Origin of the sequence: Kitasatospora hibisci (genome assembly GCF_043950205.1) — a bacterium.
Lineage (GTDB): Bacteria > Actinomycetota > Actinomycetes > Streptomycetales > Streptomycetaceae > Kitasatospora > Kitasatospora hibisci.
Genome location: NZ_CP171642.1, coordinates 2,519,127 through 2,534,173 on the forward strand (window position 1 = coordinate 2,519,127; position 15,047 = coordinate 2,534,173).

General features: G+C 72.8%; 11 protein-coding genes. 6 read left to right on the forward strand and 5 right to left on the reverse strand.

The window, feature by feature from the left end:
* Window positions 1-8: 8 nt before the first annotated feature.
* Window positions 9-605, reverse strand: a complete 597-nt coding sequence (locus ACF9IK_RS10790) for a Uma2 family endonuclease (RefSeq protein ID WP_395294014.1) — start codon at window positions 603-605, stop codon at window positions 9-11.
* Window positions 606-774: 169 nt separating this feature from the next.
* On the opposite strand from ACF9IK_RS10790, the gene ACF9IK_RS10795 reads away from it, so the two are divergent.
* Entirely contained in the window at window positions 775-1,824 is a 1,050-nt protein-coding gene (locus ACF9IK_RS10795; RefSeq protein ID WP_395294015.1) for a DUF4349 domain-containing protein, read from the forward strand.
* A 76-nt stretch (window positions 1,825-1,900) separates the two neighbouring features.
* On the opposite strand, the gene hemE is transcribed toward ACF9IK_RS10795, so the two are convergent.
* Window positions 1,901-2,914: a uroporphyrinogen decarboxylase gene (gene hemE / locus ACF9IK_RS10800; RefSeq protein ID WP_395298537.1), complete on the reverse strand. Its 1,014-nt coding sequence runs from the start codon at window positions 2,912-2,914 to the stop codon at window positions 1,901-1,903.
* Window positions 2,915-3,173: 259 nt separating this feature from the next.
* Here hemE and ACF9IK_RS10805 point away from each other — a divergent pair, with 259 nt between their 5' ends.
* The 5 genes from ACF9IK_RS10805 to ACF9IK_RS10825 all read left to right on the forward strand — a co-directional run bounded on the left by ACF9IK_RS10805 (window position 3,174) and on the right by ACF9IK_RS10825 (window position 9,979).
* On the forward strand, window positions 3,174-3,836 hold the full coding sequence (locus tag ACF9IK_RS10805; protein ID WP_395294016.1) for a DUF3000 domain-containing protein: 663 nt from the start codon (window positions 3,174-3,176) through the stop codon (window positions 3,834-3,836).
* 321 nt (window positions 3,837-4,157) lie between these two features.
* Window positions 4,158-4,874, forward strand: coding sequence for a response regulator transcription factor (locus tag ACF9IK_RS10810; protein ID WP_313765886.1), 717 nt, complete (start codon window positions 4,158-4,160; stop codon window positions 4,872-4,874).
* Window positions 4,875-5,044: 170 nt separating this feature from the next.
* Window positions 5,045-6,298: an HRDC domain-containing protein gene (locus ACF9IK_RS10815; RefSeq protein ID WP_395294017.1), complete on the forward strand. Its 1,254-nt coding sequence runs from the start codon at window positions 5,045-5,047 to the stop codon at window positions 6,296-6,298.
* Between the two features lie 304 nt (window positions 6,299-6,602).
* Window positions 6,603-7,847: a thiolase family protein gene (locus tag ACF9IK_RS10820; RefSeq protein WP_395294018.1), complete on the forward strand. Its 1,245-nt coding sequence runs from the start codon at window positions 6,603-6,605 to the stop codon at window positions 7,845-7,847.
* A 2-nt stretch (window positions 7,848-7,849) separates the two neighbouring features.
* Entirely contained in the window at window positions 7,850-9,979 is a 2,130-nt protein-coding gene (locus ACF9IK_RS10825; RefSeq protein WP_395294019.1) for a 3-hydroxyacyl-CoA dehydrogenase NAD-binding domain-containing protein, read from the forward strand.
* Between the two features lie 77 nt (window positions 9,980-10,056).
* Here the strand turns inward: ACF9IK_RS10825 and ACF9IK_RS10830 are convergent, their stop codons facing one another.
* The 3 genes from ACF9IK_RS10830 to ACF9IK_RS10840 all read right to left on the reverse strand — a co-directional run bounded on the left by ACF9IK_RS10830 (window position 10,057) and on the right by ACF9IK_RS10840 (window position 15,007).
* Window positions 10,057-11,574 carry an ArnT family glycosyltransferase gene (locus ACF9IK_RS10830; protein WP_395294020.1) on the reverse strand — a complete coding sequence of 506 codons (1,518 nt, stop codon included), beginning with the start codon at window positions 11,572-11,574 and terminating at the stop codon, window positions 10,057-10,059.
* A 126-nt stretch (window positions 11,575-11,700) separates the two neighbouring features.
* Window positions 11,701-13,614 (reverse strand): 1-deoxy-D-xylulose-5-phosphate synthase, encoded by a 1,914-nt coding sequence (gene dxs, locus ACF9IK_RS10835; RefSeq protein WP_395294021.1) that lies wholly within the window; start codon window positions 13,612-13,614, stop codon window positions 11,701-11,703.
* Between the two features lie 169 nt (window positions 13,615-13,783).
* On the reverse strand, window positions 13,784-15,007 hold the full coding sequence (locus tag ACF9IK_RS10840) for an ROK family transcriptional regulator (protein ID WP_395294022.1): 1,224 nt from the start codon (window positions 15,005-15,007) through the stop codon (window positions 13,784-13,786).
* Between the last annotated feature and the right edge of the window lie 40 nt (window positions 15,008-15,047).

Sequence of the window (15,047 nt, forward strand, 5' to 3'; positions counted from 1 at the left end):
CCGACGACTCAATCCGCCCGCTTGGTCCGCTTCGGCACCGGCACCAGGGCATCGAGGTCGATGTCGACCGGGAACGGCACGGGCCGCTTCAGCCGGCCCCGGAAGATCCCGGCCGAGACGTACGAGGCCGTGCAGGTCTCCAGCTCGAAGACGTGCGCGACCGGCAGGCCGTTCTCCTCCTCGATCACCCAGTAGTGCGGGATACCGGCCTCCGCGTACTTCCGCACCTTCACGTTGCGGTCACGATCGGCGGACTCCGGCGAGACGACCTCGACGACGAGCACCACGTCGGACGGCGCGTACCAGGTACGGTCCGGGTCGTACTCGGCCTCCGCCGCCACCAGGTCCGGTTCGGGACGGTTGCGCCGGTCCAGCTTGATCGTCATCTCGCGCTCGGCCAGGACGCCGTCCGGGACGAGGTCTTCCAGCGCGGCGGTGAGCCCGGTGACTGCTCGGCTGTGCCAGGAGCGCTGCGGGGACATCATGAAGACCAGGGCTCCGTCGATCAGTTCGGTGTGCCGCGGCGCCTGCGGCAGGTGGTCGAGGTCGTCGGCGATCCAGCCCTCTTCTCTGGGCGGGTACATCCACTCCGGCAGCTCGCTCATGAGCCCAACAGTAGCGAGACCGGCCCGTGCCCGGGGCCTTGTCCGGGCCGCGGCCGAGCCGTGACGGAGTTGCGACCTCCGGGGCGGGTCCGATCGGACGGGGGCTCCGTCCAATGGGCTGAGCGTCCGGATCCGGGCGCCGGCCAAGGGACTTGGGGAGGGCTCGATCGTGGTGCGAGAAGTGCGCGGGGCAGGGCGCAGAGCCGGGGCGGCGGCGGCCGTGGTGGTCGCGGCGGCGGTGCTGGTCGGGGGGTGCAGCGCCGGCGGCGGGTCCGTCGTGGCGAGCGACAGCGCCAAGCGCGACGCCGCCGCGCCGGCGGCCGCGCCCCCGGTGGCGGCCTCGCCGGGCGGGGCCGGCGCGGGCGCCGCGGCCGGCGAGTCAGCGGGCAGGCCCGCCGGCGGGGCGGGGCAGCCGAGCACCGTCCAGGTGGCGGACAACCGCCTGATCGCCTACACGGCGCAGCTGTCGCTGCGCGGCGAGGACGTCGCCTCGGTGCTGGCGAAGGCACGCGAGCTGACCTCGGCCGCCGGGGGCTACGTCGGCGGCGAGACGCTGAGCGGCGGGGGCGACGAGAACGCCGGGCAGACCGGCCAGCTCACGGTCAAGGTGCCGTCGGCGACGTTCCAGCAGACGCTGGACCAGTTCGCCGCGCTCGGCGAGGTGCTGTCGCGGCGGAGCCAGGCGGACGACCTGACCCAGCAGGTGGCGGACGTGTCGAGCCGGCTGCAGACCCAGCAGGCGAGCGTCGACCGGGTCCGGGCGTTGATGGCGCAGGCCGGCACGCTGGCCGAGATCACCAGCCTGGAGGGTGAGCTGAGCCGGCGCGAGGCGGATCTCGAATCGCTGCAGAAGCAGCTGAAGGAGCTCTCCGCCCGGACGTCGCTCTCCACCATCACGCTGGACGTGCGGCGGGAGCCGAAGCCCGTCCACGACCAGCCGGACGTCAGGAAGGGGCAGGACGAGGGCTTCTGGTCCTCGGTCGGCTCCGCGCTGGGCGGCGGCTGGCACGCCCTGGTCACGGTGGTCCGCGTGCTGGCCATGGCCCTCGCGGCGGCGGCGCCGTTCCTGCTGGTGGCCGGGCCTGCGGCGCTGGCGGTCCTGCTGCTCCGGCGGCGCCGGGCCCGCACCGCCGGCTCCGCGGTGCAGCCGGTGCCGCCGATGCCGGAGCACCTCCCGGGCCCGCGGGAGGAGGCGGACGGGGAGCGCCGGAAGGCCTGAGCGCACCCGGTACGGCCCTGGCGGGCCCCTCCCCTCGGAGGGAGCCCGCCACCGGGTCGTGCCGACCGGACCGGCGTCAGCGCGCGCTGGCCTCGTGCACGAACTCGACCAGCCGGCTGAGCGCGTCCGGGTCCATGCTCGGGAGCACGCCGTGGCCGAGGTTGAAGATGTGGCCGCTGGTGCCGAGCGCCTGGGCGGCGTGCAGCACCTCGCGGGCCTTGGTCTCGACGGCCTTGGTCGGCGCGAACAGCACCGCCGGGTCGAGGTTGCCCTGCAGGCCCTTGCCGGGGCCGACCCGCTCGGCCGCGACGTTCAGCGGCACCCGCCAGTCGACGCCGACGATGTCCGCGCCGGCCTGGCCCATCAGTCCCAGCAGCTCGCCGGTGCCGACGCCGAAGTGGATCCGCGGCACGCCGTAGTCGGCCACCGCGTCGAACACCTTGGCGCTGGCGGGCATCACCGAGCGGCGGTAGTCGTCCGGGGCGAGCGAACCGACCCAGGAGTCGAAGAGCTGGACGGCCGAGGCTCCGGCCTCGATCTGCACCTTGAGGAAGGCGGAGGTGATGTCGGCCAGCCGGTCGACCAGGGCGGCCCAGAGCTCGGGCTGCCCGTACATCATGGCCTTGGTGTTCTCGTGGTTCTTGGACGGGCCGCCCTCGACCAGGTAGCTGGCCAGCGTGTAGGGGGCGCCGGCGAAGCCGATCAGCGGGGTGGAGCCGAGCTCGTCGACGAGCAGGCCGACCGCCTCGGTGATGTAGGGGACGTCGTCCGGTTCCAGCGGGCGGAGCCGCCGGAGGTCCTCGGCGGTCCGGATCGGGTCGGCGATGACCGGGCCGATGCCGGGCTTGATGTCGACGTCGATGCCGATCGCCTTGAGCGGCACCACGATGTCGCTGAAGAAGATGGCCGCGTCCACCTTGTGCCGGCGCACCGGCTGCAGGGTGATCTCCTTGACCAGCTCGGGCCGCATGCAGGACTCCAGCATGGGGATGCCCTCGCGGACCTTCAGGTACTCGGGCAACGAGCGGCCCGCCTGGCGCATGAACCAGACCGGCGTGTGCGGTACCGGCTCCTGCCGGCAGGCGCGCAGGAACGCCGAGTCGTGCGCGGCGCCGCGGCGCGCGGGGGGCTGCTGGCCGGGGGCGGCGCCGGCCGGGGCGCCTGCCCGGGTGGCCGCCGTGGTGTCTGCCGTAGTCTCGCTCACGGTTCAAATCTTCGCACGCGCCCCGCACCGCCCTTCCCAGGCGGGCTCGTCGGTTCCTCCAAGATCTGGGCGGTTTGCCGTCCCGGCACGCCGCGCAGGCAGAAGTTGCGGCGATTACCCGCGTTTTCGACCTAGTCTTCGGGTCATGGCAGCGGTCGGCGGGCACCCAGCGCAGGGTGGCGGAACAGGTGGCGGGACGGATCGGGAGGCGGCGCCGAGCGAGTTCCGGGCCGCGGTCGAGGCTCTGCGGGGGGCGCGGCTGCGCCCCGAGATCGAGCTCTCCCCCGCTCCGGCGCCCCGCCGGCTCGCCCCGCACGCCTTCGCGCTGACCGCCGCGGTGGAGGTGGACGGCGAGGAGCTGGCCGACGGCCGGCTGGTGCTGCTCCACGACCCGGCCGGGCAGGAGGCCTGGAACGGGGACTTCCGCGTGGTGACGATGACCCGCGCCGAGCTGGAGCCCGAGATGGCCGGCGACCCGATGCTCTCCGAGGTCGGCTGGGCCTGGCTGCTGGACGCGCTGCAGGCCCACGGCGCCGGGTACGCGGAGCCGTCCGGCACGGTGACCAGGTGCGCCTCGCAGTACTTCGGCGCGCTGGCGGACCGTGCGTCGTCCACCGAGATCGAGATCCGGGCCTCCTGGACGCCGGCCGACGGCCGGTTCGAACGGCACCTCGCGGCCTGGGGGGACCTGCTCTGCATCAGCGCCGGCCTGCCGCCGGCCGCCCCCGGGCCGCAGCCCGCGGCCGACGTGCCGTCACTCGGCGGAGTGGTCCCGATGCCCGCCCGCCGGCGTCCGCGCTCGCACTGACGAGTGGCGTCCGGGCCGGTCGGCGTCGGCGGGGTCCGGCGCCACCCCCAGGGCTGACAGAGTGTGACTTCGGATCAGCTCCGCGTCAATTGTCCGGTCAAGGTCGACCGATTCGCTCCAGATGTGATCGATTTTGTGCGAATTCCAGGCATGTCGTATCAGTCACCTGCGCGATTTGTCCGTATTGTTACTCACTAGATCGTGATCTTTCGCTAAAGCCGGGCACGGTAGCTGCCGAAGCAGACTGTGACCCTTTCCAAACGCGGAACACTCCGACCGCCCCCATCGGGGTTCCGTCCGCCACTCCCCGCAGGAGGCCTGGTGTCGGTCCTTCTTGAGCACCCCGCAAACGTGGTCGCCTACCGTCCGACCAAGCCCACCGCCATGGTGGTCATCGCCGATCCGCGTGTCCGCAACACCGTCACCCGCCACCTGTGGGCGCTCGGCGTCCGGGACGTGATCGAGGTGTCCTCGATCGCCGAGGCCCGCCCCCGGGTCTCCACCCCGCGCGACATCTGCGTCGCCGACGTGCACCTGCCGGACGGCTCCGGGCTGACCATCCTGGCCGAGACCCGCGCCGCGGGCTGGCCCAACGGCCTGGCGCTCTCCGCCGCCGACGACATCGGCGCGGTCCGCAGCGCGCTGGCCGGCGGCGTCAAGGGCTACGTGGTCACCGGCACCCGCACCAACGTCGCCATGCCCGGCCGCCCCGGACTGCCGCTCGGCGCCGGCGGCCTGGCCGGCCGGATGCGCCGTCCCGGCATGCCGGGCGTGCCGGGTGCGGCCGGTGTGCCGGGCGCCCCCGGGGCCCCCGGTGCGCCGGGCGCGCAGCAGGCCGCCTACCGCGAGCTCTCCGGCCGCGAGGTCGAGGTGCTGCGACTGGTCGCCGAAGGGCAGTCGAACAAGGCGATCGGCGTCGCGATGGGACTGTCCGCACTCACCGTCAAGAGCCACCTCGCCCGCATCGCCCGCAAGCTGGGCACCGGGGACCGGGCCGGCATGGTCGCGGTCGCGCTGCGCACCGGCATCATCCACTGATCACCCGGCAGGACCGCTGCGGCGGTCTTGGAGGAACGTTCCTTCAAGACCGCCGCAGCGGTCGTGTCCGCCCCGGTCGGCGTCCGGGCGAGCACAAGGGCATATGCGGACTCCCGGTCTGACCAGTCCGACAACACTCCCGGCCGCGAGGACCGTCGTACCCTTGGTGGGTGACCGACGCCGTAGCAGCCATCCCAGAAGAAGCAGCCCCGGTCCCACTCCTCGAACCGAAGGAGGGGATCCCGCCGGTGGTGGCGGACGAGCGGACGCTGGCCGCCGTCGTCGCCGCCTTCGCCGCGGGTACCGGACCGGTCGCCGTCGACGCCGAGCGGGCCTCCGGCTACCGCTACGGACAGCGGGCGTACCTCATCCAGCTGCGCCGCGCGGGCGCCGGGACCGCGCTGATCGACCCGATCGCCTGCCCCGACCTGGCCGCGCTGGGCGCGGCCCTGGCGGACGCCGAGTGGGTCGTGCACGCGGCCACCCAGGACCTCCCCTGCCTCGCCGAGGTCGGCATGCGCCCGAAGCTGCTGTTCGACACCGAGCTGGCCGGCCGGATCGCCGGCTTCGCCCGGGTCGGCCTCGGGCCGATGACCGAGAGCGTGCTCGGGCTGAGCCTCGCCAAGGAGCACTCGGCGGTCGACTGGTCCACCCGGCCGCTGCCCGAGCCGTGGCTGCGCTACGCCGCTCTGGACGTCGAGGTGCTGGTCGAGCTGCGCGACGCACTCGAACAGGAGCTGGACGCCCAGGGCAAGCTCGGCTGGGCGATGGAGGAGTTCGCCGCCATCGCCGCCGCGCCCCGCCCGGCGCCGCGCACCGACCCCTGGCGCCGCACCTCCCAGCTGCACAAGGTCCGCCGGCGCCGCCAGCTGGCCGTGGTGCGCGAGCTCTGGCTCGCCCGCGACCGGATGGCGCAGGAGCGCGACGTCTCGCCGGGCCGGGTGATCTCCGACGCCGCGATCGTCAACGCCGCGCTGGCCATGCCGCTCAACCTCGCCGCGCTGCAGGCCGTCCAGGGCTTCGGGCCGCGGGTGCACCGGCGGCAGCTGGAGCAGTGGCTGGCCGCCGTGCAGCGGGGCCGGGACGTCCCGGAGAACCAGCTGCCGCCGGCCACCGCGCCGCACGACGGCCCGCCGCCGCCGCGCGCCTGGGCCGAGAAGGACCCGGTGGCGGCCGCCCGACTGTCCGGGGCCCGGGCCGGGGTCACCGAGCTGGCCGAGGCGCACAACCTCCCGGCCGAGAACCTGATCACCCCGGACCTGGTCCGCCGCGTCTCGTGGGAGCCGCCGGCCGACCCGAGCGCCGCCAACGTGGCCGCCGCGCTGCGCCGGCTCGGCGCCCGGCAGTGGCAGGTCGACCTGGTGGCCCCGGTGGTCGCCGCGGCCTTCGCCAAGGCCGCGGCCCAGCCGCCGCAGGCGGACTGAGGACGGTCGGCGCCCGCCGGGCGGCAGCCGCCGCGGCACCGCCGCACCGCCGCACCGTTCGGCCGCATTGCACCGAAGGGGATGTCGTCCGAGGACGGCATCCCCTTCGCCGTCCCCGCGGACCTGCAGCGGCGTCCCGGGGGGACGTGTCGCGGGACACATCCGGAGATCCGGCCGCCGGGCCTGGGCAGGCTGGTTACCGACGGGTAGCATGACCGTGAAGCGGCGCCGCTCACGTCCCGACTGCGACGGACGGCGGCAGCCTGCCCACCTCAACCTGTTGGTCCCTGGGAGGAGAGCCCCCGTGCCTCGTACCGCGAGGGACGTCGTCTTCGTCGATGGCGTCCGCACCCCGTTCGGCAAGGCCGGCCCGAAGGGCATCTACCACGAGACGCGCGCCGACGACCTCGTCGTCAAGTGCATCCGGGAACTCGTGCGCCGTAACCCGAACCTGCCCGTCGAGCGGATCGACGAGGTCGCCGTCGCGGCCACCACGCAGATCGGCGACCAGGGTCTGACCATCGGCCGCACCGCGGCCCTGCTGTCCGGCCTGCCGAAGTCCGTTCCGGGCTACGCGATCGACCGCATGTGCGCCGGCGCGCTGACCGCCGTGACCACCACCGCCGGCGGCATCGCCTTCGGCGCGTACGACGTGGTCGTGGCCGGCGGCGTCGAGCACATGGGCCGCCACCCGATGGGCGAGGGCGTCGACCCGAACCCGCGCTTCGTCTCCGAGAAGCTCGTCGACGAGTCCGCCCTGTTCATGGGCATGACCGCGGAGAACCTGCACGACCGGTTCCCGCACATCACCAAGGAGCGCTGCGACGCCTACGCCGTGCGCTCGCAGGAGAAGGCCGCCAAGGCCTACGCCAACGGCGACATCCAGCCGGACCTGGTGCCGATCTCGATCCGCAACACCAACCCCGAGGTCGGCGAGACCGGCTGGGGCCTGGCCACCGTGGACGAGCCGCTGCGCCCGGGCACCACGATGGAGTCCCTGGCCAACCTGAAGACCCCGTTCCGCCCGCACGGCAACATCACCGCGGGCAACTCGGCCGGTCTGAACGACGGCGCCACCGCCTCCCTGCTGGCCGCCGAGGACGTCGCCGAGGAGCTCGGCCTCCCGGTCAAGATGCGCCTGGTCTCGTACGCCTTCGCGGGCGTCGAGCCCGAGGTGATGGGCATCGGCCCGGTGCCGGCCACCGAGAAGGCGCTGGCCAAGGCCGGTCTGACCATCGACGACATCCAGGCCTTCGAGGTCAACGAGGCCTTCGCCGTCCAGGTGCTGGCCTTCCTGGACCACTACGGCATCGCGGACGACGACGAGCGGGTCAACCCGTTCGGCGGCGCGATCGCCTTCGGCCACCCGCTGGCCTCCTCCGGAGTGCGTCTGATGAACCAGCTGGCGCGCCGCTTCGAGCAGCGCCCGGACGTCCGCTACGGCCTCACCACGATGTGCATCGGCTTCGGCATGGGCGGCACCATCATCTGGGAGAACCCCCACTGGAGCGGAGCGACCCAGCAGACCGAGTCCGAGGGCGGTAAGTGATCATGAGCACCACGACCGAGCTGCTGACCCGTGGCGCCGAGCTGTTCCCCGGCGAGGTCGTCACCACCGCCCACGTCCGCCACCTGGACCTGCCGCTGCAGGCCGGCAGGCTGGCGCTGGTCACCCTGGACAACGGCTTCGACCACACCAAGCCGACCACCTTCGGCCCGGGCTCGCTGCTGAAGCTGGACGCGGCGCTGGACCAGGTCGAGGCCGAGGCCGCCGAGGGCAAGATCGTCGGCGTCGCCGTCACCGGCAAGCCGTTCATCTTCGCGGTCGGCGCCGACCTCAAGGGCGTCGAGCTGCTCAAGGAGCACGCGGACGCACTGGCCATCGGCAAGGGCGGCCACGAGGTCTTCAAGCGGATCGCCGCGCTGCCCGTCCCGTCCTTCGCGTTCTACAACGGCGCGGCGATGGGCGGCGGCGTCGAGGTCGGCCTGCACTGCACCTACCGCACGGTCAGCGCGGGCGTTCCGGCCTTCTCGCTGCCGGAGGTCTTCCTGGGCCTCGTCCCCGGATGGGGCGGCTGCACCATCCTGCCGAACCTGATCGGTCCGGCGAAGGCCGTCAAGGTCATCATCGAGAACTCGATGAGCCAGAACAAGCAGCTCAAGGGCAAGGACGTCTTCGAGCTCGGCATCGCCGACGCGATCTTCGAGCCGGCCGACTTCCTGGAGCAGTCGCTGCTCTGGGCCGCCAAGGTCCTCAAGGGCGACGTGGTCGTCGAGCGCGAGGAGATCGACCGCGGCAAGGCCTGGGACGACGCCGTCGCCTGGGGCCGGCTGGTCGCCGACGCCAAGGTGCACGGTGCCGCGCCGGCCGCCTACAAGGCGCTGGACATCATCGCCCAGGTCAAGGACGAGGACCTGCAGGCCGGCTTCGACGCCGAGGACGCGGCCCTGGCCGACCTCATCATGAGCGGCGAGCTGCGCAGCGGCATCTACGCCTTCAACCTGGTGCAGCGCCGGGCGAAGAAGCCGTTCGGCGCCCCGGACAAGTCGCTGGCCCGCCCGGTCACCAAGGTCGGCGTCGTGGGCGCCGGTCTGATGGCCTCGCAGCTGGCGCTGCTGTTCGCCCGTCGCATGGAGGTGCCGGTGGTCCTCACCGACATCGACCAGGAGCGCATCGACAAGGGCGTCGGCTACGTCCACGCCGAGATCGACAAGCTGCTCGGCAAGGGCCGGATCGGCCAGGACAAGGCCAACCGCCTCAAGGGCCTGGTCACCGGCTCGCTCGACAAGGCCGCCGGCTTCGCCGACGCGGACTTCGTGATCGAGGCCGTGTTCGAGGAGATGGGCGTCAAGCAGACCGTCTTCGCCGACCTGGAGAACGTGGTCTCGCCGACCTGCGTGCTGGCGACCAACACCTCCTCCCTCTCGGTCACCGAGATGGCCTCGAAGCTGAAGCACCCCGAGCGGGTCGTCGGCTTCCACTTCTTCAACCCGGTCGCGATCCTGCCGCTGCTGGAGATCGTCCGCGGCGAGCAGACCGACGACGCCTCGCTGGCCACCGCCTTCGGCGTCTCGAAGAAGCTGAAGAAGACCGCGGTGCTGTGCAAGGACGCCCCGGCGTTCGTGGTGAACCGGATCCTGACCCGCTTCATGGGCGAGATCCAGGGCATCATCGACGAGGGCACCCCGATCGCCACGGTCGAGAAGGGCGTCGAGCCGCTCGGCCTGCCGATGTCGCCGATCATGCTGCTGGAGCTGGTCGGCCCGGCCATCGCGCTGCACGTCTCGGAGACCCTGCACGGCGCCTTCCCGGAGCGGTTCGCCGTCTCCGAGAACCTCGGCAAGGTGGTCAAGGCCGGCAAGCGCGGCTTCTACACCTGGGTCGACGGCAAGCAGGTGCTCGACCCCGAGGTGCTGGAGCTGCTCTCCTTCGGCGACAGCGTGCTGACCGAGGAGCAGGTCCTGAACCGCGCTCTGGACGCCGTGGCGCAGGAGATCGGCCTGATGCTGGAGGAGGGTGTCGTCGGCGAGGCCCAGGACATCGACCTCTGCATGATCACCGGTGCCGGCTGGCCCTTCCACCTGGGCGGGATCACCCCGTACCTGGACCGTGAGGGCGTCTCGGAGCGGGTGAACGGCAAGCGGTTCCTCGCCCCGGGTGTGGCCTCGGTGCCCGCCTAGCAGTGGTACGGAAGGGCGCCCGTGCGCCGGGGCGGGCGTCCGCGCGCCGGGGCTGGGGCCCGGCGCCGGGGCGGGCCTCAGCGCTTGAGGCGGTAGACCACGGTGTCGGCGAAGACGCCGACCATCTCGTAGTGGGTGTCCAGCAGGTTCTCGATCTTCGGGATCTGGGTGGGCTGGTACGGCGCCAGGCCGGAGTCGTCCACGACCACCTCGGGCAGGCCGTTGTCCACCAGCTCCTTGTCGAAGGTCTGCCAGGCGTTGCTGACGCTGAACTGCTCGCCGACGTTGAGGTTGCCGTCCTTGCCGCCGCTGTAGTTGGTCAGGAAACCCGCGGTCAGGTAGCGGGTGGCCGGCTTCCGGTCGGCCAGCCAGTACAGCTCTGGGTGCATGCCCCAGACCAGCACGGTGTCCTTGGGGGTGGTCTGCGCGGCGACCGCGGTGGCCACCTCCGTGGTCCGGTCCAGCCGCTCCCCCGGCCAGGCCAGCGCCAGTGTCCAGAAGGCCGTCGCGGCGACCGTGGTGTACACCAGGACGGGCTTCCAGCGGACCGCCGAGGTGGCGACCGCGCCGGTGCCCAGCAGCACCAGCGGCGGCATCAGCTGCAGGTAGTAGTGGCCGAAGAAGTGGAAGCCCACGCTGACCGCGACGGCCGAGGAGAGCAGCCAGACCCAGAGGTCGGCGGTGGAGCCGTGCTCCTCCCCGGCGACCGGAAGCGGCCGGTGCCGGTGCTTCAGCCAGAGCCGGCGGCCGACCGGCAGCAGGAAGCCCAGCCCGGCCGCGGCCAGGATCGCGGAGTTGCCCAGCGCCCGGCCGGTCATCTGCAGCCATGCGCCGCCGAAGGAGGCGTAGTCGCCGCTGCCGGTGACCACCCAGAACAGGAAGCCCTTGGGCTTGGTGAGGATCACCGCGACCAGCGCTATCGGCAGCGTGAAGCCGAATCCGATCTTGAACAGCGCGGGCGGCCAGTGCACGCCGCGCCGGCGGGCGTCCTGGAAGAGCATCCAGAGCACCGGCAGCAGCACCGCTCCGCCGGTCTGCTTGGTCAGTGAGCAGAGCGCCACCGCGATGCCCGCGGCCAGCCAGCGGCGCCGCTCGGCGTACCGGAAGGCCGCCACCATGGCGGGCAGCATGAAGACCTCGAAGGTCGCCGCCTGGGTGTCCTCCGGCGAGAGCCCGATGGAGACCAGCAGATAGAGCAGGCCCGCGCCGGCGCCGGCCCGGTTGCCCCAGCGGCCGCGGGCGATCGAGGCCAGCAGGATCGCGGTGACCAGGTGGGCGGCCACCGCCAGGGTGCGCAGCGGCCAGAGCGAGGCCGAGCCGAAGACCGCGAAGCAGGCCTGGTAGAGCCAGGGCAGCAGCGGAGGCTTCCGGTCGACCACGGTGTCGTACAGCACGCCGCCGTCGGCCAGCATCCGGGCCTGGGTGGCCAGGAAGCCCTCGTCGGGGCTCCAGACCGGCCGGACGAAGGACGGGATGTGGGTGACGAGCGCAACCAGGGCCAGCACCGGCACCAGCCTCGTCCAGTAACCCTGGCGGACGCGGTCGGGCAGGCGCTCGGCGAGCCCGGCGAGGCGGGGGCGGGTGGGGGTCGGCACGGATGACAACCTACCGGGCGGGACCGGCGCGGGCTGCGCCGTTCCCGCCTTTCGGTGCGATTATCGGCCTGTTCCCCGGGGAACTGTTGCCCAGTTGTCGCAAACGGCGGCCGTGGGTCGAACGGGTCAGGCCTCGACGGCCGCCACGTCCAGACGGGCGAGCCGGGAGACCAGGGCGGTCACCTGGCGGGCGATGTCCGGGCCGTTGAGGCCGATCTCGGCGAGGATCTCGCCCCGCGAGGCGTGGTCCAGGAACTCCTGCGGGATGCCGAAGTCACGCAGCGGGACGTCCACCTCGGCGTCGCGCAGCGCCTGCGCGACCGCGGCGCCCACACCGCCGACCCGGCCGTTGTCCTCGATGGTGACGACCGCCCGGTGCTCGGCGGCCAGACCCGGCAGGGCGGGGTCGACCGGCTTCACCCAGCGCGGGTCCACCACGGTCGAGGTGATGCCCTGGGCGGCGAGCAGCTCGGCCACCTCCAGGCTGGTCTGGGCCATCGCGCCGACCGAGACGATCAGCACGTCGGCGCGGCGGCCCTCGGTGCCGTCCTCGTCGGCGCGCAGCACGTCCATGCCGCCGATCCGGCCGATCGCGGGGACGGCCGGGCCGACCGTGCCCTTGGAGTAGCGGACCACGGTCGGGGCGTCCTTGACCTCGACGGCCTCGCGCAGCTGGGCGCGCACCTGGTCGGCGTCGCGCGGCGCGGCCATCCGCAGGCCCGGGACGACCTGGAGGATCGACATGTCCCACATGCCGTTGTGCGAGGCGCCGTCGGTGCCGGTGACGCCGGCCCGGTCCAGCACGAAGGTGACGCCGAGCTTGTGCAGCGCGACGTCCATCAGGACCTGGTCGAAGGCCCGGTTGAGGAAGGTCGCGTAGACCGCGAAGACCGGGTGCAGGCCGTTGGTGGCGAGGCCGGCCGCGCTGGTGACGGCGTGCTGCTCGGCGATGCCGACGTCGAAGATGCGGTCCGGGAACGCCTTGGCGAAGGGCGCGAGCCCGACCGGGTGGAGCATCGCGGCGGTGATGCCGACGATGTCCTCGCGCTCGTGACCGAGCGCGACCATCTCCTCGCCGAAGACCGAGGTCCAGTCCTTGCCCGAGCTCTTCACCGGCAGGCCGGTGTCCGGGTGGATCACCCCGACCGCGTGGAAGCGGTCCTCCTCGTTGTTCTCGGCGGCGTGGTAACCGCGGCCCTTCTCGGTGAGGCAGTGCACGATCACCGGCCCGCCGAAGCCGCGCGCCTTGGTGAGCGCGGACTCCAGCGCGGCGAGGTCGTGGCCGTCGATCGGGCCGATGTACTTGAGACCGAGGTCCTCGAACATGCCCTGCGGGGCGATGAAGTCCTTGAGGCCCTTCTTGGCGCCGTGCAGCGTGTCGAACAGCTGCTGGCCGACCACCGGGGTGCGCTGCAGGGCGTCCTTGCCCCAGGACAGGAAGCGCTCGTAGCCCTGGGTGGTGCGCAGCGTGGCGAGGTGGTTGGCGAGGCCGCCGATGGTCGGGGAGTAGGAGCGCTCGTTGTCGTTGACGACGATGACGACCGGCAGGTCCTGGGCGTCGGCCAGGTTGTTGAGCGCCTCCCAGGCCATGCCGCCGGTGAGCGCGCCGTCGCCGATGACGGCCACGACCGGGTCCGACTTGCCGAGGATCTTGTTGGCCTTGGCCAGGCCGTCGGCGTAGGAGATGACGGTGGAGGCGTGCGAGTTCTCGATCACGTCGTGCTCGGACTCGGTGCGCGAGGGGTAGCCGGACAGGCCGCCGCTCATCTTCAGCCGGGAGAAGTCCTGGCGGCCGGTGAGCAGCTTGTGGACGTAGCTCTGGTGGCCGGTGTCGAAGAGGATGCGGTCGCGCGGCGAGTCGAAGACCCGGTGCAGCGCGATGGTGAGCTCCACCACGCCGAGGTTGGGGCCGAGGTGGCCGCCCGTCTTGGAGACCTCCGTCACCAGGAAGGTCCGGATCTCCTCGGCCAGGGTGGCCAGCTGTGCGGGCGTGAGCCGGTCGAGATCGCGCGGTCCCCGAATGCGGGTCAGCAGGGCCACCCGTTCCTCCTCGTTCAAAGTCGCGGACCGCGGGCGGTCCGGCGGGCGTCGCTGCCCGGTGTGCCGACGCGCTCCGACGGTCGTCTCGGTCGGTGCCGACCGGTCGAGTCTAATGTCCGCCCACCGGACGCCTTGCGGGGTGCCCGGTGCGGTGCGCCGGTAACCCCCCTCATCCTGCGGTTCTCGCCACGAAGCCGGGCGCGGCGGACGCCTGTGCGGGCCGGCCGAGCGCCCCGGAGTCACCCATCTCGCTCATCACCAGTGCCAGCGCGCCGAGCACCTCGGCCCGGCCGCCCAGGGTGCCGGGGACCACCGAGAGCTGGCGGGCGGCGCTCGGGATGGCGTAGCGGGCCACCGAATCCCGGATCGGGGCCAGCACCAGCTCTCCGGCGTCGGCGAGGTCGCCGCCGAGGATCACCCGGCGGGGGTTGAGCAGGTTGCACAGGGTCGCCACGCCGGTGCCGATCTGCCGGCCGGCGTCGGCGATCACCCGGCGGCAGCCGAGGTCGCCCTGGTGGGCCAGCTCGACCACCCGGGGCAGGGTGAGGTCCGGTCCGAGGGTGGAGGTGAGCAGGCCCAGCAGGTAGCGGGAGCCGACGAAGGTCTCCAGGCAGCCGCGGTTGCCACAACGGCAGACCGGGCCGGCCTCGTCCAGGGTGATGTGCCCTATCTCGCCGGCGGTGCCGCCCGGTCCGCGGTAGATCTGGCCGTTGACCACCAGGCCGGCGCCGACACCGCTGGCCACCTTGATGTAGGCGAGGTCGCTCAGGCCGCGGCCGGCGCCCCAGACCAGCTCGCCGAGCGCGCCGAGGTTGGCGTCGTTGTCCACGTGCACCGGCATACCCAGGCGCTCGGCCAGCTCGTGGCCGGGGGCGATGCCGGTCCAGCCGGGCAGGATCGCGGTCGAGCCGAGCGCACCGGTCTCCACGTCGATCGGGCCGGGGACGCCGAGGCCGACGCCGATCACCTTGTCCGGGCGGAAGCCCGCCTGCTGGAGCAGCCGCTCGACCAGCGCCTCGGCGCGGTCGAAGCCCTGGGCGGCGGAGACGTCGACGTCGATCGGGGCGCTCTCCTCGGCGAGCACGCGGTGCGCGAGGTTGCCGACGGCGACCCTGAGGTGGGTGTGGCCGAAATCGATCCCCACCACGATGCCGGCGTCGCCGCTGAGCGACACGCTGCGGGCGCGGCGGCCCCCGGAGGAGGTGTCGGCCACCACGACGGTGCCGCTCTCCTTGAGCTCCCGGACGATGTTGGACACGGTGGCCGCGGAGAGCCCGGTGCTGCGCGCGATCTCGGCCTGGGTCAGCGAGCCGGCCATCCGTACCGCACGGAGCACCCGCTCCAGGTTCGCCCGGTGCAGTGAGGACTGCGAGCCCGGTGTGTCCGTCGACATGATCCACCCTCCCAAGGGCAGGGGAACCGCTCGGCCGGGT